The 19,183-nt window shown below is 62.8% G+C and carries 16 protein-coding genes and 1 pseudogene; 12 read left to right on the top strand and 5 right to left on the bottom strand.

Going from position 1 to position 19,183, the window contains the following annotated elements:
• The first annotated feature begins 832 nt into the window (after positions 1 to 832).
• The 12 genes from msuE (at position 833) to JG739_RS32315 (ending at position 13,456) form a co-directional block, all read left to right on the top strand.
• Positions 833 to 1,402, top strand: a complete 570-nt coding sequence (gene msuE / locus JG739_RS32370) for an FMN reductase (RefSeq protein ID WP_202367847.1) — start codon at positions 833 to 835, stop codon at positions 1,400 to 1,402.
• Between the two features lie 24 nt (positions 1,403 to 1,426).
• On the top strand, positions 1,427 to 2,527 hold the full coding sequence (gene sfnG / locus JG739_RS32365; protein ID WP_202367846.1) for a dimethylsulfone monooxygenase SfnG: 1,101 nt from the start codon (positions 1,427 to 1,429) through the stop codon (positions 2,525 to 2,527).
• 54 nt (positions 2,528 to 2,581) lie between these two features.
• A complete protein-coding gene (locus tag JG739_RS32360) occupies positions 2,582 to 3,484 on the top strand; it encodes an ABC transporter ATP-binding protein (RefSeq protein ID WP_202367845.1) in 903 nt (300 codons plus the stop codon).
• Positions 3,484 to 4,380: a branched-chain amino acid ABC transporter permease gene (locus JG739_RS32355; RefSeq protein ID WP_202367844.1), complete on the top strand. Its 897-nt coding sequence runs from the start codon at positions 3,484 to 3,486 to the stop codon at positions 4,378 to 4,380. The genes JG739_RS32360 and JG739_RS32355 overlap by 1 nt, the downstream gene beginning before the upstream one ends.
• 3 nt (positions 4,381 to 4,383) lie before the next feature.
• Positions 4,384 to 5,421, top strand: a complete 1,038-nt coding sequence (locus JG739_RS32350) for a branched-chain amino acid ABC transporter permease (RefSeq protein WP_202367843.1) — start codon at positions 4,384 to 4,386, stop codon at positions 5,419 to 5,421.
• Positions 5,422 to 5,472: 51 nt separating this feature from the next.
• A complete protein-coding gene (locus tag JG739_RS32345) occupies positions 5,473 to 6,804 on the top strand; it encodes an ABC transporter substrate-binding protein (protein WP_202367842.1) in 1,332 nt (443 codons plus the stop codon).
• Positions 6,805 to 6,869: 65 nt separating this feature from the next.
• The gene (locus JG739_RS32340; protein WP_202367841.1) at positions 6,870 to 7,661 is read left to right on the top strand and encodes an ABC transporter ATP-binding protein; all 792 of its coding nucleotides are present in this window, start codon (positions 6,870 to 6,872) and stop codon (positions 7,659 to 7,661) included.
• Positions 7,658 to 8,905, top strand: coding sequence for an SfnB family sulfur acquisition oxidoreductase (locus tag JG739_RS32335; protein WP_202367840.1), 1,248 nt, complete (start codon positions 7,658 to 7,660; stop codon positions 8,903 to 8,905). The genes JG739_RS32340 and JG739_RS32335 overlap by 4 nt, the downstream gene beginning before the upstream one ends.
• A gap of 31 nt (positions 8,906 to 8,936) precedes the next feature.
• Positions 8,937 to 10,112 (top strand): FMNH2-dependent alkanesulfonate monooxygenase, encoded by a 1,176-nt coding sequence (gene ssuD, locus JG739_RS32330; RefSeq protein WP_077379717.1) that lies wholly within the window; start codon positions 8,937 to 8,939, stop codon positions 10,110 to 10,112.
• Entirely contained in the window at positions 10,109 to 11,539 is a 1,431-nt protein-coding gene (locus tag JG739_RS32325; RefSeq protein WP_202367839.1) for an FAD/NAD(P)-binding protein, read from the top strand. Before ssuD ends, JG739_RS32325 begins: the two co-directional genes overlap by 4 nt.
• Positions 11,540 to 11,567: 28 nt before the next feature.
• Positions 11,568 to 12,032 (top strand): flavin reductase family protein, encoded by a 465-nt coding sequence (locus JG739_RS32320; protein ID WP_244750014.1) that lies wholly within the window; start codon positions 11,568 to 11,570, stop codon positions 12,030 to 12,032.
• Between the two features lie 467 nt (positions 12,033 to 12,499).
• A complete protein-coding gene (locus tag JG739_RS32315; protein ID WP_202367838.1) occupies positions 12,500 to 13,456 on the top strand; it encodes an LLM class flavin-dependent oxidoreductase in 957 nt (318 codons plus the stop codon).
• A gap of 36 nt (positions 13,457 to 13,492) precedes the next feature.
• On the opposite strand, the gene JG739_RS32310 is transcribed toward JG739_RS32315, so the two are convergent.
• From JG739_RS32310 to JG739_RS32290, 5 genes and pseudogenes are all read right to left on the bottom strand, one after another.
• Positions 13,493 to 14,833 (bottom strand): FAD/NAD(P)-binding protein, encoded by a 1,341-nt coding sequence (locus JG739_RS32310; protein ID WP_202367837.1) that lies wholly within the window; start codon positions 14,831 to 14,833, stop codon positions 13,493 to 13,495.
• A gap of 28 nt (positions 14,834 to 14,861) precedes the next feature.
• Positions 14,862 to 15,311, bottom strand: coding sequence for an RrF2 family transcriptional regulator (locus tag JG739_RS32305; RefSeq protein ID WP_202367836.1), 450 nt, complete (start codon positions 15,309 to 15,311; stop codon positions 14,862 to 14,864).
• 855 nt (positions 15,312 to 16,166) lie between these two features.
• A pseudogene (locus tag JG739_RS32300) lies at positions 16,167 to 17,508 on the bottom strand (LLM class flavin-dependent oxidoreductase).
• 47 nt (positions 17,509 to 17,555) lie between these two features.
• Complete coding sequence (locus JG739_RS32295) at positions 17,556 to 18,302, bottom strand: ABC transporter ATP-binding protein (protein ID WP_202367835.1); 747 nt, start codon at positions 18,300 to 18,302, stop codon at positions 17,556 to 17,558.
• Complete coding sequence (locus JG739_RS32290) at positions 18,278 to 19,159, bottom strand: ABC transporter permease (protein WP_202367834.1); 882 nt, start codon at positions 19,157 to 19,159, stop codon at positions 18,278 to 18,280. The genes JG739_RS32295 and JG739_RS32290 overlap by 25 nt, the downstream gene beginning before the upstream one ends.
• Positions 19,160 to 19,183: the final 24 nt, after the last annotated feature.

Raw genomic sequence — 19,183 nt, 5'->3', positions numbered from 1 at the left:
GCGTCTTTTAGGTTGTCGAAGTCGAGGGGCGAAGATCGCGCATGATCAGGAAGTCTGATCTCTCCGCAGAGGGCTGCTTGGTCTCCAAATACGATCAGATCGCTTCGTTGGCGACTACCGGGAACGTGTTCTTCAACACGAACTGAGTTTAGCCGCCAGATCGGATTTGCTGCCGCAGCCTGCTCCCACCATTTGCTGATTTCGGACGCGAGTCCCCACTCATTCAATTAGAAACCCCTTAAAATTCCCCGCTTCGGGCAGAAGGTAAACGAAAGGTTCTTGACCAACCGTTAACCCTTTCTGGACCCGGCCGCCACCGCAGGTTCCGTGCCAGCAAGTTCCGGCACGCTGGACACGTCAACGTCACAAACGCGCGCATGAAAGCCGCCCGGCTAGCCACCGGTCGAATTGATCGGCCCGCACAGCGGTAAATTGCCCCGTCGAACGCGCACTCATCAAGCTACCCCGGCCATCGCTACTCGTTCAGGCCAAAAGGACGGTAAATCGAGATGTCCAGCTGCTTCGTAGCGACAGGCGATGGGATACCCTGGCGCGGCTTTCGCCGCTTGATTGGACCTGTGCTTCGCGGATTCCCTCCCCTTCTCGGCTAAATTTCCAAGCACGAGTGCGCCGCCGCTGAGCCGGCGTGCGTTTGGCGCCGCATCCCGCTCCTAAACCGTCAACCCCTTTGCCATGCAGCTAACAGCCCGATTTTCCCATTGAGGTGAAAACATCGGAACATATTTCCTTATCTCTATAGATTTTATAGAATATCTTTTGACCTGATTTGCTGCTGGCCTAGCGCGCAGGCAAGGTGTGGGAGATTGATGACTTGGCACGGCTATCGGTTCTCGGAATATCGGGCGGCGTAAGCACGCCGTCCCGCACCACGGCGGTGGTCAATGCGCTGGTCAAGGCGGTCGCGTTGCGCGTGCCTGCAGATACCAGTCTGATCGAGATCACGGAGGCAGCACCCTCGCTTTTTGCCGGGCTATCCCGCGGCGCACTTGGCGCATCTGGAGAAGCGATCATCCAGCGTGTCGAGAAGGCCGATTTGCTCGTGGTCGGAACGCCTGTCTACAGGGCTTCCTATACCGGCGCCCTCAAGCACCTGTTCGACCTCGTCGACTATCGCGCGTTGACGGGCAAGACCGTGCTTCTCGCGGCGACTGGCGGCAGCCCCTACCATGGCCTGGTGCTCGAACATCAGCTGCGGCCATTGTTCGGCTTTTTCGGTGCTGTCACCGTCCCGACGGGCGTCTACGGCGCGCCAGACGATTTTGTTGATGCCGAAATCCTCGGCGCGGCGATTGTCGAGCGCATTTCGAAGGCTGCGACCGAAGCGGTCTCTTTGCTTAATTCCAGCTACGCAAGCACCACCTTCGCCGCGCGCGTCGGCTGAGCCAATCAAAAAGGGGACAACAACATGACCTCGCATTCCGACAGCCTCAAATTCGCCTACTGGGTTCCGAATGTCTCGGGCGGACTGGTCATCTCCAACATCGAGCAGCGGACCGGCTGGGATATCGACTACAACCGCAAGCTCGCCCAAATCGCCGAGGCCAACGGCTTCGACTATGCGCTGAGCCAGATACGCTTTACGGCCGGCTACGGCGCCGACAACCAGCACGAATCGGTGTCGTTCAGCCATGCCTTGCTTGCCGCGACCACAACGCTGAAGGTCATCGCGGCGATCCTGCCCGGCCCGTGGAATCCTGCGTTGGCCGCCAAGCAGATCGCCACCATCAACCACCTGACCAACGGCCGCGTCGCCGTCAATGTAGTCAGCGGCTGGTTCCGTGGCGAGTTCGCGGCCATAGGCGAGCTCTGGCTCGACCATGACGAGCGCTATCGCCGGTCGGAAGAGTTTATCCGGGCGCTGCGTGGTATCTGGACCGAGGACAGTCTCACGCTGAAGGGCGATTTCTACCGCTTCACCAATTATTCAATGAAGCCGAAGCCGATCGAGCCATTGCCTGAGATTTTCCAGGGCGGCTCGTCGCGCGCCGCGCGCGACATGGCTTCGCGTGTGTCCGACTGGTATTTCACCAACGGCAACACGCCGGAGGAGATCCGGAAGCAGGTCGACGACATCTCCGCCAAGGCGAAAGCCAATGGCCACAAGGTCAAGATCGGCGTCAATGCCTTCGCCATCGCTCGCGAGACCGAGGCAGAGGCGCGCGCAGTGCTCGACGAGATCATCGCCAAGGCCAATCCCGAGGCAGTCCAGGGTTTTGCCGATCAGGTCAAGAATGCCGGCAAGGCCTCGCCGGAAGGCGAAGGCAACTGGGCGAAATCCTCCTTCGAGGATCTAGTGCAATACAATGACGGCTTCCGCAGCAACCTCATCGGCACGCCGGAACAGATCGCTGAACGCATCCTCGAGCTCAAGGACGCCGGCGCCGACCTGATCCTGCTCGGCTTCCTGCATTTCCAGGAAGAGGTCGAGTTTTTCGGCAAGCGCGTCATCCCACTGGTGCGCAAACTGGAAGCGGCTCGCGACAGAGAGCTTGTCGCCGCGGAATAGACAGGCGCGGCCTCGGACCGCGCCCGGACTACTTCAAAAAATCAGGGACGTTTCATGTTTGGTGCTTCGCTGGGAGCCGCCGCATACGAGCGCGCGCCCGAAATTTCCGGCATCCTCGCGGCGGCTAACCCCGTTGGCGACAGGCGTCCGGCATGCCTCTCGTCACGGCCGGATGCGGTTCTCGCACTGAGTGGGATCGGCATTTCCTTCGGCGGCGTCACGGCGCTGCGTGATGTCGACCTCGAGGTTAAGAGCGGTGAGATCCGCGCGGTGATCGGCCCCAACGGCGCTGGCAAATCTTCGCTGATCAACATCATCAGCGGCCTCTATCACGCCGACCACGGCACGATCGCGATCGACGGCCAGTCCTTCTCCCGGGTGCCAGCGAACCGTCTGGCGCGACTGGGCGTTGCACGAACCTTCCAGAACCTGGCGCTGTTCGGCGGTCTCTCCGTGCGCGACAACATCGCGTCCGGCCGCGTCTACGCCAGGCGCGCCAGCTTCGTCGAACACATTGCCAGTCTGCCACGCGCCCGGCGTGAAGATGCGGGAATCGCCGAAAAGGTCGATCAGACAATCGCCTTCCTGCATCTCGAGGCCGTCGCCGACCGCCTGGTCGCCACCTTGCCCTACGGCCTGCAGAAGCGTGTCGAACTGGCCCGCGCGCTGGTGGCCGAGCCGAAGATCCTGCTGCTCGACGAGCCGATGGCCGGCATGACGGCGACCGAGAAAGCCGAGATGGTCGGGTTTGTGCGCGCCGCGCGCGACCGACACGGCGTCACCATCATCCTGATCGAGCACGATATCGGCGTGGTCATGGGGCTCTCCGACCGGGTCGCGGTGCTCGACTACGGCCGCAAGATCGCCGACGGGAGGCCGGCCGAGGTCAGGGCCGATCCGGCAGTGATCCGGGCCTATATCGGCACCGCCGAGGGCGAGAATGGCGAGGACATCTGATGGGCTACTATGATTTCCTCTTCGTCATCGAAGTGCTGGTCGGCGGCCTGCTCTCTGGCGTCATGTATTCGCTTGTCGCCATCGGTTTCGTGCTGATCTACAAGACGTCGGGCGTGCTGAACTTCGCGCAAGGGTCGATGGTGCTGTTCGCAGCGCTCACCTTTGTCAGCCTCGTCGAACGCGGCATCCCCTTCGCGCTTTCGCTGCTCATCACCTTCGCGGTCATGGTCGCGCTGGGCTTCACCATCGAGCGGACTGTGCTCAGGCCGCTGGTCAATCGCTCGCCGATGACGCTGTTCATGGCTACGCTTGGGCTGTCCTACATCATTGAGGGCGCTGCCCAGTTGATGTGGGGCACGCAGGTGCACGGGCTCGATCTCGGCATAGACGACACGCCCTTCGAGGTCGGCGGCATCCTGATCTCGTCGTTCGACCTTCTCGCCGCGGGCATTGCCGCGGCGATGGTGGCGGGCTTGAGCGCATTCTTCTACTGGACCCGGATCGGGCTGGCGTTTCGCGCCGTCGCCGACGACCAGTTCGCGGCGCTTGCCGTCGGTCTGCGGCTGCCCCGGATATGGGGAACGGTGTGGACGGCCGCGGGGTTCGTGGCGCTGGTCGCGGGGCTGCTGTGGGGCGCGCGTCTCGGTGTCCAGTTCTCTCTGTCGCTGATCGTTTTGAAGGCGCTGCCGGTGCTGGTGCTTGGCGGCTTCGATTCCATCCTCGGGGCCATTGTCGGCGGCCTCATCATCGGCGCCAGCGAGAAGCTCGCCGAGGTCTATCTCGGACCCTTCGTCGGCGGCGGCATCGAAAGCTGGTTCGCCTATGCGCTGGCGCTGGTCGTGCTGCTGGTGCGCCCCTCCGGCCTGTTTGGCCAGAAAACCGTTGAAAGGGTCTGACCGATGGCCGTGCAAGCGCTCGATGCCGCTAGAGTTCCCATCGACTGGCAGAAGCTAGCTCTGCCGACCGTGCTGATCGTCGTCGCCTACGGCCTGATCCCCGCCTACGCGTCGAGCTATCTGGTCGAGGCGATCCTGCTGCCGTTCTTGGCGCTCAGCCTGGCGGCGGTCGGCCTCAACCTCTTGACCGGCTATTGCGGCCAGCTTTCGCTGGGTTCCTCCGCCTTCATGGCTGTCGGGGCTTTCGCCGCCTACAATTTCAACCTGCGGGTCGAGGGGCTGCCGCTGGCGGCGACCATGATCCTGGCCGGGATTTCGGCCGCCAGCATCGGCGTCATCTTCGGGTTGCCCAGCCTGCGGCTCCGCGGCTTCTACCTCGCCGTTTCGACGCTCGCCGCCCAGTTTTTCGTGCAGTGGGCGCTGACCAAATTCGGCTGGTTCTCCAACTACAACCCGTCCGGCGTGATCTCGGCGCCGCACCTTGCCGTCGCCGGGCTGTCGCTCGATGGCGCAACTGGCCGCTACCTGCTTTCGCTGACAACGGTCACCGTTCTCACGGCCCTCGTCTGGAGGCTGGTCAACAGCGCCACCGGCCGCAACTTCATTGCCGTGCGCGATAATGAAACGGCGGCGCGCGTCATCGGCGTGCCGGTGCTGCGAACCAAGCTGCTGGCCTTCGCCATCTCGTCCTTCATTATCGGCGTCGCCGGTGTGCTGTGGGCCTTCACCTACCTGCGCACCGTAGAGCCGGCCGGCTTCAACCTCGACCGCTCTTTCCAGATCCTGTTCATCATCATCGTCGGCGGACTGGCTTCGATGCGCGGTGCGTTTCTGGGCGCGGCGTTCATCGTCGTCTTTCCGCTTTTTCTGTCCCGGCTCGGTGCCTTCGTGTTCGGCGGCCTGTTCGATTCGGGTGTGCTCGACATGAGCCAGCGCATCGTGCTTGGCGCCCTCATCATCATCTTCCTCATCGCGGAACCGAACGGCCTGTCGGCCCTCCTGGACCGCGTGAAACGACGGATCGGTTCCAGGTCCAGCTGAGCGCCGCTCGACTTCCTCCCCTCACGGACCACAACCTCAGGAGACGCACTCATGACCTTCTTCAGTCACCTACGAACGGCGGCGATCGCCACGGCCTTCGTCCTCGGCGCGACGGCGGTTCACGCCGACGAACAGTATTTTCCCCTGCAGAGCTACCGCGTCGGACCTTACGCCGCCGGCGGAACCGGCTTCTTCGGCGGCTTCATCGACTATCTCAACCTGATCAACATCCGCGACGGCGGCGTCAATGGCGTCAAGCTGACCTGGAGCGAAGGGGAGACGCAATATGAGGTCGAGAAGGGCGTCGAGGTGTATGAGCGGCTGAAGAGTAACCCGGGTATCGCCGCCTGGAACCCGCTATCGGTCGGCATCGCCTATGCCATGATCGATCGCATCACCGACGACAAGGTGCCGCTGATCACCATCAATCACGGCCGCACCGACACCACCGATGGGCGCGTGTTTCCCTACGTCTTCCCGCTGCTTCTCAATCCCTACAGCGAGACGTCCGGAATCGTGAACTACCTTGCTTCCAAGGAGGACGGTCTCGAGAAGCTCAAGGGCAAGAAAATCGTCGTGCTCTATCACGGCTCGCCCTACGGAAAGGAGACGATCCCGATCTATGAACTGCTTTCTCAGAAATACGGCTTCGAACTCTCGCAGATCGAGGTTCCGCATCCCGGCAACGAACAGCAGGCGCAGTGGCTGACGATCCGTCGCGAGCATCCCGACTATGTGGTGCTACGAGGCTGGGGCGTGATGAACCCGGTCGCCCTGAAGACCGCGCAGAAGACCGGATTCCCGGCCGATCACATCGTCGGCAATGTCTGGTCGAATTCGGAAGAGGATGTGATCCCCGCGGGCGATGCCGCTAAGGGCTATACGGCCATCGCCACCCAGGCGTCTGGCGAGCAGTATCCGGTGGTCCAGGAGATCGTCAAAACGGTCTACGGGGCCGGCAAGGGCAACCTCGAGGACAAGAGCCGCATCGGCTCGGTCTACCACAATCTGGGCATCGTCAACGGCATCCTCAATGTCGAGGCGGTCCGCATCGCGCAGGCCAAGTTCGGCAACCGCACGCTGACCGGCGACGAAGTGCGCTGGGGCTTCGAGCATCTCAAGCTCGATCCGGCGCGCGTCGAGGCGCTCGGCGCCAAGGATCTGTTCCACTCGATCAATGTCTCCTGGGACAATCACGAGGGTGACGGGTACGTGACCTTCCAGCAATGGGACGGCAAGAAGTGGAACGTGGTCTCCGACTGGATCGCTCCCGACTGGAAGCTGCTGCGCCCGATCATCGAGAAGTCGTCCGAGGCCTATGCCAAGGAAAAGGGCATCAAGATCCGCACGGCCGAAGACGCGGATGCAGTGGTCAGCAACTGAGTTTGCCATGACGCGGCCGACAATCTGGCCGGCCGCGCCATCCAGCTTCCCAAGCGGAGTCATCGATGTCCATCCCGGAATACCCGATACTGTCAGTTAGCGGCGTGGAAGCTGTCTACAACGGCGCCATCGCCGCCCTGCACGGCGTCGACTTGTTGGTTGGCAAGGGCGAGATCGTCGCGCTGCTCGGCTCCAACGGTGCCGGCAAGACGACACTGCTGCGCGCCGTATCCAATCTCCTCCCGGCCGAGCGCGGCACTATTACCGCCGGTCGGATCACCTTCGATGGCGAGGACGTTTCAAGGGCAAGCCCCTCGAACCTCGTCCGCAGCGGCCTTGTCCAGGTGCTCGAGGGCCGCCACTGCTTCCGCTCGCTGACGGTCGAGGAGAACCTTCTGACCGGCGCGCTCGGACGCTCGTCCTCTCACACCGGCGTCAAGGCCGACCTCGATCGTGTCTATGCGCTATTCCCCAGGCTCGCCGAGAAGCGGCGAACCCGGTCCGGCCTTACTTCCGGGGGCGAGCAGCAGATGACCGCGATCGGCCGCGGTCTGATGTCGCGGCCGAAACTCTTTGTTCTGGACGAGCCTTCGATGGGGCTGGCGCCGCTGATCGTCGACGAGATTTTTGGCGCTTTGAAGCGGCTCAATCGGGACGAAGGTCTTTCGATCCTTGTCGCCGAGCAGAATTCTGCGGTGGCGCTGAAATACGCCGACCGCGCCACCGTGCTCGAGAACGGCGTTAGCGTCCTCGAAGGATCGGCTGCCGACCTGCGCCAGCGCGCCGACATCAAAACCTACTACCTCGGCGGCGCGCCGCTTCCACCGCAACATTTTCCCAAGGAGACAGCAGCATGACCATCCAATCGAAGCAGCCGTCGGATATCCGCAGTGCCGTCTCGCCGGTCGAGCGCCCGTCGGCCAAGGCGCATGTCATCAAGACCGATGCCGAGGCATTCGCCGTCGCCGAAAAACTGGCCGCCGAATTCGCCAAGGATGCCTCCAAGCGGGACCGTGAACGCCTCTGGCCGACGGAAGAGCTCGATGCGTTTTCGCAGAGCGGCCTGTGGTCGATCAACGTGCCGAAAGCCTATCGCGGGCCGGAGCTCTCCTATGTGACGCTGTCGAAAGTGATCACCATCATCTCGGCGGCCGATCCGTCGCTGGGCCAGATTCCGCAGAACCATCTCGGCGTCGTCGCCGCCATCCGCACCGTCTCCGACGAAGCCCAGAAGAAGCTGCTCTTCGCCGAGGTGTTGTCCGGCACCCGCTTCGGCAACGCGTTCTCCGAATTCGGCTCCAAGCGGGCGGCCGACTTCGAAACCAAGTTCGTCGACGCCGGTGACCATGTCGTCGTCAACGGCCAGAAATTCTATTCGAGCGGCGCGCTACTCGCGCATCTGGTCCCGATCGTGGCGCTCGATGACGAGGGCCGCGCCTGGTATGCCATCGCCGATCGCGGCGCGCCCGGACTGACGGTCATCGACGACTGGTCGAGCTTCGGCCAGAAGACGACATTGTCCGGCACGGTCTTGCTCGACAATGTGAAGGTGCCGAAGACGCATCTGGTTCCCGGCTATAAGGGCTACGATCGGCCGACGGCCGACGGAGCCATCTTCCAGATCATCCAGGCCGCGGTCGATCTCGGCATCGCCAAGGCGGCGATCGATGAGACGGTCGATTTCGTGCGCACCAAGTCGCGCGCCTGGATAGACAGCGGCGTCGATCATGCCTGGCAGGATCCTTATACGATCCAGGCGATCGGCGACCTTCGTCTGCGCGCCAATGCGGCAGAGGCGGTTCTGGAAAAGGCCGGGCTTGCGGTCGATCGCGCCGTCGCCGACCCGGACGAGAAGACCGTCGCTGAAGCGCAGATCGCTGTGGCGGAATCCAAGATCCTCACCACCGAGATCGCCATCAATGCCACGAACAAGCTGTTCGAGCTCGCCGGCACACGCTCGACGCTGGCCGAGCACAATCTCGACCGGCATTGGCGCAACGCCCGCACCCACACGCTGCACGATCCGGTGCGCTGGAAATACGCGATCTTGGGCAACTACTACCTCAACGACGTCAATCCGCCGCTCCATGCCTGGAGCTGAGCCAGGCGCGCCAAGTCACAGAGGACTATTCATGAGCATTGCCACTCCCGACAGGATCAAGGTCCTGTGGTTTCTTCCCACCCATGGCGACAGCCGCTATCTCGGCACCTCCGAGGGGGGCAGGGCGGTCGACTTGCCCTACCTCACCCAAGTCGCCAAGGCCGCTGATGCCATCGGCTACTATGGCGCGCTGCTGCCGACCGGACGCAGTTGCGAGGACAGCTGGGTCGTGGCGTCGGCTCTGGCGCCGCTGACGCAGCGGCTCCGCTTTCTTGTCGCCGTCCGGCCGGGCCTGCAATCGCCGACGCTCGCCGCGCGCATGACCTCGACGCTCGACCGCATTTCCGGCGGACGACTGCTGATCAATGTGGTCACCGGCGGCGATCCGGTCGAGAACAAGGGCGACGGCATCTTCCTCAGCCATGACGAGCGCTATGAGGTGACGCGGGAATTCCTCGACATCTACAAGGCCGTGCTGCGCGGCGAAACCGTCGCTTTCGAAGGTAAGCATTTCCGCATCGAGGACGGCCGGCTGCTGTTTCCGCCCGTGCAGACGCCACATCCGCCGCTCTATTTCGGCGGCTCGTCAGAGGCGGCCAACGCGGTCGCCGCCGAACAGATCGACAAATATCTGACCTGGGGCGAACCGCCGGCCGACGTCGCCGCCAAGGTTGATCATGTGCGCGGCCTTGCCGAGAAGGCGGGACGAGCGGTGAGTTTTGGAATCCGATTGCATGTCATCGTCCGCGAAGCAAATGACGAGGCCTGGGCCGATGCCGACCGGCTGATCAGCCGCCTCGACGATAGGACGATCGCCGAGGCGCAGAAGGTTTTCGCGCGCATGGATTCCGTCGGCCAGTCGCGAATGAGCCGGCTGCATGGCGGCCGTCGCGACAAGCTGGAAATCAGTCCGAACCTGTGGGCCGGCGTCGGCCTGGTTCGCGGCGGCGCCGGCACCGCCCTGGTCGGCGATGCGGCCACGGTGGCGGAACGGATCGACGAATACCGGCGTATCGGCATCGATACCTTCATCCTCTCCGGTTATCCGCATCTGGAGGAAGCCTATCGTTTTGGCGAACTGGTGCTGCCGCTATTGCCGCTCGATCACGAAATCTCGACACGGGCAACGGCCGTGAACATGGGGCCTTTTGGCGAAACGGTGGCCGGCGACCATCGACCGTCGGCACTGCGCGCGAGTCAGTCTTGAGCGCCAGAGAATCGGGCAGGGGGCCGGTCGTAGTCATCATCGGCGGCGGCTTTTCCGGTGCGGCGACTGCGTTTCATCTTGCGCGGCTTCTGCCCGCCGGAGCTGCCGATATCGTGGTCGTCGAGCCCCGAGAGGGGCTCGGCTATGGTCTGGCCTATTCGACGCCCGATCCTTCACACCGCATCAATGTGCCGGCGTCGAGGATGACGCTGATCTCCGGCCAGGACAGCCACTTTGCCGACTGGCTGGAGCAGACCGGCGCCATTGCGGACGATCCCGAGGCCATTGCCGCCAATGGAGCGCTCTACCCGCAGCGTCGCGTTTTCGGGCGCTACGTGGAATCCCATCTTCAGCCCTTTCTGTTCGGCAAAACAATCCGCCATGTCAGATCCGCGGTCGCGTCAGCCAAGCTCAGTGGCGAGGGCTACCACCTGATCCTCGCTGAGGGAGGAACGCTCGCAGCGGACGCTCTGGTGCTTGCGACGACGCATCCGCCACCGACTTTGCCATTGCCCCTGCAGTCCGTGGCTGGCGCAGCCGGGCTGGTGGCCAATCCCTATGATCTCGAAAGGCTGGAAGCGATCGGACGCTGCGACCATGTGCTCGTCGTCGGCACTGGACTGACGTCGGCGGATGTCATCGCAACGCTCGACCGCAATAGCCATTGCGGTCGCATCACAGCACTGTCGCGCCATGGCTACCGGTCGCGAGGCCATGCGGCTACGCATGCCGATCCCATCGGCGACTTCACCGGCCTGCCTTCACGCAGCGCCACAGTGCTGCTCAGGCGTATCCGGTCGACCATCGCCACCGCTGCGCAGCAGGGCGAAAGCTGGCACCCGGTGCTCGACGCCGTCCGGCGACAGGGACAGGTCATCTGGCGGGCCTTGCCTCTCGCTGAGCAACGCCGCGTCGTGCGCCATCTTCGGGCGCTGTGGGATGTGCATCGCTTCCGCGTGGCGCCACAGATCATGGACGTGCTCGATCGCCAGGTTGCGGAGGGCAGGCTTGCCTATCGCGCCGCATCGATTGTCGGCGCCGATCAGGTCGACGGACGCATTCGCGTCAGGCAGCGACTGCGTGGCCAACGCCGCCTCCTTGCCGAGGCCTACGACAGCGTGATCGTGACGACCGGGCCGGCACACGCCGATATTTTGCGGACCAACGCGGCGATTGCGGCGCTGGCGCGGATGGGATTGGTGCGGCTCGACCCGATTGGCCTTGGCTTGGAGACTGACAGCCAAGGCCGTGCGGTCGGCACATCCGGGCGGCCGACTGGCAGCGTTTTCGTCAGCGGGCCACTGGCGCGCGGCAGCGTTGGCGAACTGATGGGAATCCCCGAAGTCACCGCGCATGCCGAGCGCATCGCCGCCGAAATCCACCAATGGCTTGGATACCAGACGGCGTTGCGTCGTCAGGCGTCGTGAAGCTGCAAGACACAATGAGGCTGTCCAGATGACTATGACCGAGCGCGTTCCCCTGATTGAAACCCGTGTCCCGCTCAAATCTGCCATGCGGCACCTGGCTGGAGCCGTGTCCGTGGTTACCGCAGGTATTGGCGACGGAAGGACGGGCGCGACCGTTACGACCGCCCACTCATTGTCTGTCGAGCCGGAGGTGATGGTCGTCAGTATCAACCTGAACTCATCAACCTGGACAGCAATCAGGCGGCATAGGCATTTCTGCGTGAACGTGCTGCGAGCCGACCAGATCGCGATTGCCGATCGCTTCGCCGGACGCGGCGGCCTGAAGGGGGTGGAGCGTTACGAGGGGGCCCGCTGGCTTAGCCTTGCGACCGGCGCGTTGGCACTCGACGGTGCGCTTGCCGCCGTCGACTGCGCGGTGATCGTCCGCCACAGCCACGCGCTGATCCTCGGCAGCGTCCGATATGTGGCGAGCGGAGAGCCGGCCCGGCATTGATCTACCATCACGGCGCCTATGGATCGTCGTGAATGCCGATGTGTGACGTTGCGGGCCGCAACCTACTTTGATGTTGATGTCCTGATCTACTGACCGGTGGAAGCAGCGCGAAGAACTATGCGCTGCGGCGAGAAAGTTCCGCCGAGCGCCGCGTCCGGAGAACCATTTTCTGCACCCGAACCAAAATTCGCAATCGACAAAGTCTACTAATTTTATAGACTAACAGCAGTTGGAGGATGCTATGACCTATGTCCATGCCGCGAACCCTCGCAGGAGGGCTACACGATCAGGCACCGTGACGGTGCCAGCCTCAACCAAGGTGGCCGCGTACGCGGCTTTTGCACTCTCGTTCGGCCTCGCGTCCGCGATTGTGCTTGGGCTCATCCCCTGAGCGGCTTTCCCTTTAATCGCGGAGAGCAGGATCCAATCTTTTCGCCGACTGTGGCGGAGAACGAAGGAGAGATGCGATGTCCATCGAGTTCACTTTCGTCCCCGGTACCCATTCGAACGATCTTTCTGCAGCCGCGCCGTTCTTTTTTGATCCGCACGCATCCGCGGCAGCCCTCGCACAAGTCGAGGATGCGGGATTTCGACGCGTCGTGATCGATGGTGCCGCCGGCCTATTGACCAACTTCGATCTTGCGGCCAACGCGGCGGCGTTGACGTCGTCGCTTCAGATTGTTCTTACACATTGGGCAGGGGTCGTCGCACCGACGGTGGCGGCACGCCAGCTGGCGTCGATAGAAGCCGCCAGCGGAGGCCGTCTGGCTCTAAGAATTCTGCCCGACGGCATTGCCGAAAACGATGTCGCTACAGATTCGCACCCGAGCCATATCGCGACCTGCCAGCGCACGGACGAGTATTTGAGGCTGTTGAAGAGGCTGTGGTCGAATGACAAGCCGTTCGACTATGAGGGTCCGTTCTACAGCGTCCGTGGCGGGTTCGTTCCGAACAAGGGTCAGCGCAGCATCGCAATACCGATCCGGATGAGCGGGCTTTCCGGAACCTCGCTGAAGGTCGCCGGCCGGCATGCCGATATATTCGAACTGGCGCCCGGTGCGCCGGAGGATGTGCGGGTGCTGATTGCCCGCGTGCGCGCCGCAGCGGCTCAGTACGGAAGGTCCGGGAAGATCCGTTTCGCAATGCCTGTGAGCTTCACGCGCGAGCGGCCGCTTAGCCGCGCGGACGCGGTTCACGTGGCCGGTCCGCCCCCGCGATCGGCGCTTTCCCTGATCGCTTACGCCGATGCCGGCGTCTCGGAATTCATGGTGACCGGCCCATATGATCCGGAAAAGATCGAGAGGTTCGGCCAGGCAATCGCGCCGTTGCTCTGCAGCCCCCTCGCTCGCAAGGAACGGCGCGCTATAGCGCCCGCGCCGCGGCAGTCGGGGACATCGACGATGGGCAGACGGCTCCGCGCTTGAGTGGCCTCCCGCTGCTCCAAGGCGATTTGAAGGCGCCTATCCAGCCAGGTGCTCAGCCAAGCGTGCGCACTGGATCCGGATGTCGGGGATGGCGTCGATGTCGAAGAATGTGCCGCGGGTGAGCGGACCGATGGCGAACAGCTTGTCGGAGGGCGCGCCGTCCACATCGATTATCGCGCAGTCCGCAGTCACGTCGAGGCCGAGCCGAAGCGGGTCCGGACGCGCGAGCCCGCGATCGGTCAGCGAGCGGACGACGGCGATCGATCCGGTCGAGACATCCTTGACGATGCCGGTGCAGTCGTAGGCGACGGCGACTTCCAGGTTTTCTATCGCCTGCGACTGCCGAAGTTGCAGATTGACCGTCAGCGTTCGACCTTCCCGATGGACATCCAGAACCCGGCCGGCAATGAGCCTGAGCCGGCCCGACCGTACCGCCTCGCTTACTCTTGCGTGGATCTCCGGCGCCATCCGATGCCGGTGGATGTCCCACCAGGCCTTGGTGTATTCGAGAAAGCGGCGCTTTGCGCTCACCGGCCAACTTTGCCAGATGCGCTGATTGTAGGGCCTTAGTCCGTCGACTACGTCGCGCCAGTTTCCGCCGGCCTTCTCGGTTGCGCGGACGAGTTCGCGGAACCAGCCGACAAAGTAGGAAAGCTCGGTGCCGAGCAGGATATCTGCGCTGTCCAGCCGAATCGGGCTGCCCTTTTGGTGCGGCGAAGGCAACAGTCCGCGCCGGGACACGGCGGCGATTTCGCCGCGATGGCCGCGATGCTCCAAAGTAAGCCAGGCGTCGACCATGCTGAGCCCGGTGCCCAGAACGACCACGCGGGAATCCGGATCGATAGGTGTGTCTTTGGCCGAGCCGATGCGAACTGCAAAGTCCTGCTCCGATGCAGGCTCTTCGTCATGCCCGGCCGCGAGCACCGCGACATGCCCGACGATGCTCGTTCCATTCGCCAGCCGCAGTTCCACGCCGGCGGGACTGGGCGAGATCAAGACGCCTTCTTCCTGAACGAGACGGAGTCGGGTCTGTTCACGCTCGGCGATTTCCACGAGAAGCTCCTGGAGGTAGAGGCCATAGACACTGCGCGGCGCATAGATTGGGGAGTCTTCCTCCTTCGCCAGTCCTTTGTCTTGCAGCCAGCGCCAGAAATGCTCGGGGTCGTCCGCAACCGCACTCATGCCCATCGCGCTTACATTGAGCAGGTGATCCGGCAGCAACGTTGAATAGGCAATGCCAGGGCCGACTGCTGCGCGTTTTTCGACAATCGTGACCCGCAGCCTCGGATCTGGAGAACGCAGAAGATGTCCAGCCAGGATGAGGCCGCTAGCGCCCCCGCCGACAATGATGATGGAGCTGCGGCTGCGCTCCGTCATGAGCGCCGCCTGTAGCGGGACGCCGAAATCAGGCCTGATGTTTCAAGGTTGCGGCAAGATCGTTGTTCGCGGCGTCCCGCATCTCGGCGAGACTGCGGTTGTCCAGAACTTCGGCGATTGCATGCCGCACGTCCAGCATCATGTGACGGACTTGGCATGTCGCCTCATCGCAATCTTCGCAACGCGCGTAGCGCGTGCGGCTCGCACAAGGGATGGGCGCGAGAGGCCCGTCGAGAACACGCACGACATGGCCGACCTTGATATCCGTGGCTGGACGCGCCAAGCGATATCCGCCTTCCTTTCCCTTCCGGCTCTGTACGAAGCCGGCATTGCGAAGCTCGCCGAGAATGGCGTCGAGAAACTTCTTCGGAATGTTGTTGCTGGTCGCGATGTCGTTGACGAAAGCGAGTTGTCCGGTCGGCAGATGCGCGAGATGCACCAGCGCCTTGAGGCCGGACTTGCCTTTTCTGGTGAGCATTTGACGAGCGTCGTCCTGGCGTGCGGCAGCGGACTGCCACTTGTTGGAATCGCCTGGCTCCTCGGTTCGTCCCCACCGCGCCCGGCCCTGCATGACACATAAATTCTAGTGACATTATATACAACCCGACAACGTTGATTTCTCGTTGTTTTTCAGGCCGCCGTCGCTGCTCGTATGTTGAACTCCCGAGACGGGACTGGGCGAGCCTGCAACAACAATGCGGCCAGTTGTGCGCCGGCCGGCTCGATGCGCTCCTTCGCCCCGGGGTCGGCCGGAAACCCGACCGCAAATTCGTGTTCGCTCGCATAGCCCAAGTCGGAATGCAAAGCGCGGCAAAAAACCCGAAAAGCCGGCGAAGCTGGCTTCCGGCTGGCCAGCAGACTGGCTCTGCCATCCAGCCCACAGCGGCATGACGCAGGGGGCTTGGTCGCTTGCTCCACAGAGCCGAACGCATCGTCGGACCTCGAAACGGAAAATCCCAGTGGGCGCGGTACGGCGCTAGCACAATTTTTCGCAAGATTGCGGGATTTTGACATTTCATTCGTAGCGAAGCGCCTTGGACCAGTGCATTGATAAATTCATCAGCTGGCGGTTTTCCTCCCATCCCTGCCAGCTGGTGTTCCCCTCTGGAGGTTTGACTTGACCTTCACATTGCCGGGCCAGTTTGGCCCGGCTTTTTTGTGCAAGTTTTCCTGCTAACGACCATCGCAGCAAATCACGATCGGAGCGGTGCCGGAGTCGGGTCGCAATACGCGGAAAAGACGACTGTCATGATCGCGCGGGTCTCCGTGGCGGCCCCACAAACCATTGTGGTGTTGGCAGTATCGCTTTTAGGTTGCCCGATGCGCAGGTTGCTCAGGCGGTCGCCTTTTGTGGCCGGCTGAACGTATTTTCCGGGCGCGGCAGACCGAAATGGTCCCTCAGCGTTGCCCCGTCATAGTCGAGCCGGAAAAGTCCGCGCTTGCGCAAGATCGGCACCACTTCCTCGGCGAATATGTCGAACCCGCCCTGCAGATAGGGCGGCATGATATTGAAGCCGTCCGCGGCACCATTGTCGAACCATTCCTGGATCTTGTCGGCGATCTGCTCGGGCGTCCCGGCCTGGACCCAATGGCCGCGCGCCCCGGCAAGGCGGTGGAGCAACTGGCGGATGGTTGGATTCTCGCGCTCGATGATGTCAAGTACGACGTGGAAGCGGCTGCTCGCACCACGCTCGCCCTCGACGCGGATAACCTCGCGCGGAAATGGCCCGTCCAGGTCGTAGCTGGAAAGGTCGGCGTCTACGATGCGGCGTAGCTGGTGAAGGGAGTATTCCGGCTGCGTCAGCTCGTTGAACTCGTCATGCAGCGCGCGGGCTTCCGCCTCGGTGGAACCGATGAAGGGGCTGATGCCGGGCAAGACCTTGACGTGGTCAGGGTTGCGGCCAACCGACTTCACGCGCGCTTTGATGTCGGCATAAAATTCCTGCGCGTTGCCGAGTGTCTGATGTGCTGTAAATATCGCCTCGGCATAGCGGCTTGCGAATGACCGTCCGTCTTCGGACGAACCTGCCTGGACGTAGACCGGACGCCCCTGCGGCGAGCGCGGAAGAGTGAGCGGTCCCTTCACCCGATGATATTTGCCGATGTGGTTGATTGGGTGGATCTTGTCGGTGTCGGCGAAGATTCCGGACTCCCGGTCCGAGACGAGCGCGTCGTCCTCCCAACTGTCCCAGAGCTTAGTCACCACATCAACGAATTCGCTTGCGCGCTCGTAACGGTCGGCGTGGGTTGGATGTCGGTCAAAGCCGAAATTCAACGCTGCGGACGCATCGCCCGTCGTGACGATGTTCCAGCCGGCGCGCCCGCCGCTCAAATGATCGACGGAAGCAAACAGCCGGGCCAGAGGGTTCGTTGTAGGTTGTCGAGGCCGTGGCGACGAAGCCGATGCGTTCCGTCACAGCAGCGAGAGCCGAAATCCATGTCAGCGGCTCCAGCCTGAAGCGGCTTGCGTAGCGAATGTTGTCGGCAAGCGCGGGCCCATCGGCAAAGAACAGCGCGTCGAACTTGCTTGCCTCGGCCTTTTTCGCCAGTTCCTGATAATAGGCGATATCCAGCACTCTCTCAGGGGCGGAATCCTTGTAGCGCCAGCCGGCTTCATGATGGCCGCCAGGATAGATGAAAAGGTTGAGGTTCAACTGTCGTTTTTCGGCGGGCATAGTTGGTCCTCCTGGGTGGTGATGCTGAGCGACAAGTCTTGGGCCGCTCAGACGGGCAGCACAGGTTTTGTCTCGACGCCGAGATGACGCAGAAGTTCGGAGCGGATCTCGCCGAACCGGCGATCGCCATGATCGCGTGGCGTGGGGACATTGATTGCGATGTCGGCGACGATCGCGCCGTTGTCGAGCACCAAAACACGGTCCGCCAGCATCACGGCTTCGTCCACGTCATGTGTGACCAGCAGGACGGCCGGCTGGTGACGGGCGCAGAGCTGGCGCAGCAGATCGTGCATGCGCAGGCGGGTCAGCGCGTCGAGCGCGCCAAACGGCTCGTCCGCTAGCAGCAGCTCAGGATCACGAACCAGCGAGCGCGCCAATGCCACCCGCTGCTGCTCGCCACCAGAGAGTTCGACCGGCCACGCGTTCTCTCGGCCGCTCAGGCCAACCTCTTCGAGAGCTACCCGTCCGCGTTCGGCGGCGTCCGGCAGGTCGAGGCCAAGAACCACATTCTCCAGCACTCGTTTCCATGGCAACAGTCGGGCATCCTGGAACACCACCGATTTCTTGTCGGGTGTTTCGAGTAGGCCGGAGCCGGAGACTTTGTCATCGAGATCGGCGAGCGCGCGCAACAATGTACTCTTGCCCGACCCGCTACGGCCGAGAAGGGCGACGAACCCCCCCTTCTCGATGTCGAGGCTGAGGCCGTCGAGGATCGTTCGCGGCCCGAAACGTCTCACAAGGCTTTCGACCCGCACCACGGGCGCGCCGCTCAATCCGCCAAGGTGCGACGCCATGCCAGCGACCTTTCCTGGAAGAAGCGGACGATGCCGTCGGAGGCGAGACCGAGCAATGCGTAGACGACGAGGCCGACGATGATGATGTCGGTCTGGCCGTAGTTGCGCGCGAGATCGATCATGTAGCCGATGCCGCTGGTGGCATTGACCTGTTCGACCACCACCAGAGACAGCCAGGCATAGGTCACCGCGAAACGCAGGCCAAGGAAGAACCCTGGAAGGGCGCCGGGCAGGATGACCTCGCGGATGAATTCGCCGTAGCCCATTCGCAAGGTCTGGGCCAGTTCGACATACCGGCTGTCTATGCTGCGCAAGCTGCTGTGGGTCTGGATATAGATCGGGATCAGGACAGCCAGCGCGATGGCCGTCACCTTCATGCCCTCGCCGATGCCGAACCACAGCATCAGCAGCGGGATCAGAGCGAGCGTCGGTATCGCCCGCTTGATCTGAACGGGGCCGTCGATGATGGCCTCGCCAAGCCGCGACAAACCTGAAATGAGAGCAAGGATGGTCCCGATCAGCACTCCGAACACCAGCCCCTGTGCTGCCCGCCAGGCAGACGTCATCAAATCATGCTGAAGCCTCCCTTCGGCGATGAGATCGATGGCGGTTACGACAACCGACCAAGGCGCCGGCAGCGTTCTAGGATCGATCAGGCCGGCGATACTGCCGATGGACCAGATCACAAGAAGAAGTACAGGCCCGATCAGCGCGCCAAACGGGATCGTTCGCCCAAGCGCCAAGCGACGCCTCGTCCCGGTCTTGCGGGGCTCGGCCGCAGGCGAAATCAGCACCCTTTCATCCGATGGGTAGGGAATGTTGGGGGCAACTGCGGCGGTGTTGGAGAATGCGTTCATCGGTGTCGTCTCCGGTCTCGGGAA

Origin of the sequence: Mesorhizobium sp. L-2-11, assembly GCF_016756595.1 — a bacterium.
Lineage (GTDB): Bacteria > Pseudomonadota > Alphaproteobacteria > Rhizobiales > Rhizobiaceae > Mesorhizobium.
This window is presented reverse-complemented; position numbering and strand designations above follow the sequence as displayed.

Excerpts from the sequence above, each read along its gene's own strand:
- JG739_RS32355 (WP_202367844.1), top strand. The coding sequence starts at position 3,484 with ATGGGCTACTATGATTTCCTCTTCGTCATCGAAGTGCTGGTCGGCGGC.
- JG739_RS32360 (WP_202367845.1), top strand. The coding sequence starts at position 2,582 with ATGTTTGGTGCTTCGCTGGGAGCCGCCGCATACGAGCGCGCGCCCGAA.
- sfnG (WP_202367846.1), top strand. The coding sequence starts at position 1,427 with ATGACCTCGCATTCCGACAGCCTCAAATTCGCCTACTGGGTTCCGAAT.
- JG739_RS32295 (WP_202367835.1), bottom strand. The coding sequence starts at position 18,302 with ATGGCGTCGCACCTTGGCGGATTGAGCGGCGCGCCCGTGGTGCGGGTC.
- JG739_RS32315 (WP_202367838.1), top strand. The coding sequence starts at position 12,500 with ATGTCCATCGAGTTCACTTTCGTCCCCGGTACCCATTCGAACGATCTT.
- ssuD (WP_077379717.1), top strand. The coding sequence starts at position 8,937 with ATGAGCATTGCCACTCCCGACAGGATCAAGGTCCTGTGGTTTCTTCCC.
- JG739_RS32335 (WP_202367840.1), top strand. The coding sequence starts at position 7,658 with ATGACCATCCAATCGAAGCAGCCGTCGGATATCCGCAGTGCCGTCTCG.
- JG739_RS32350 (WP_202367843.1), top strand. The coding sequence starts at position 4,384 with ATGGCCGTGCAAGCGCTCGATGCCGCTAGAGTTCCCATCGACTGGCAG.
- JG739_RS32320 (WP_244750014.1), top strand. The coding sequence starts at position 11,568 with ATGACTATGACCGAGCGCGTTCCCCTGATTGAAACCCGTGTCCCGCTC.
- JG739_RS32290 (WP_202367834.1), bottom strand. The coding sequence starts at position 19,159 with ATGAACGCATTCTCCAACACCGCCGCAGTTGCCCCCAACATTCCCTAC.
- JG739_RS32345 (WP_202367842.1), top strand. The coding sequence starts at position 5,473 with ATGACCTTCTTCAGTCACCTACGAACGGCGGCGATCGCCACGGCCTTC.
- JG739_RS32340 (WP_202367841.1), top strand. The coding sequence starts at position 6,870 with ATGTCCATCCCGGAATACCCGATACTGTCAGTTAGCGGCGTGGAAGCT.
- JG739_RS32305 (WP_202367836.1), bottom strand. The coding sequence starts at position 15,311 with ATGCTCACCAGAAAAGGCAAGTCCGGCCTCAAGGCGCTGGTGCATCTC.
- JG739_RS32310 (WP_202367837.1), bottom strand. The coding sequence starts at position 14,833 with ATGACGGAGCGCAGCCGCAGCTCCATCATCATTGTCGGCGGGGGCGCT.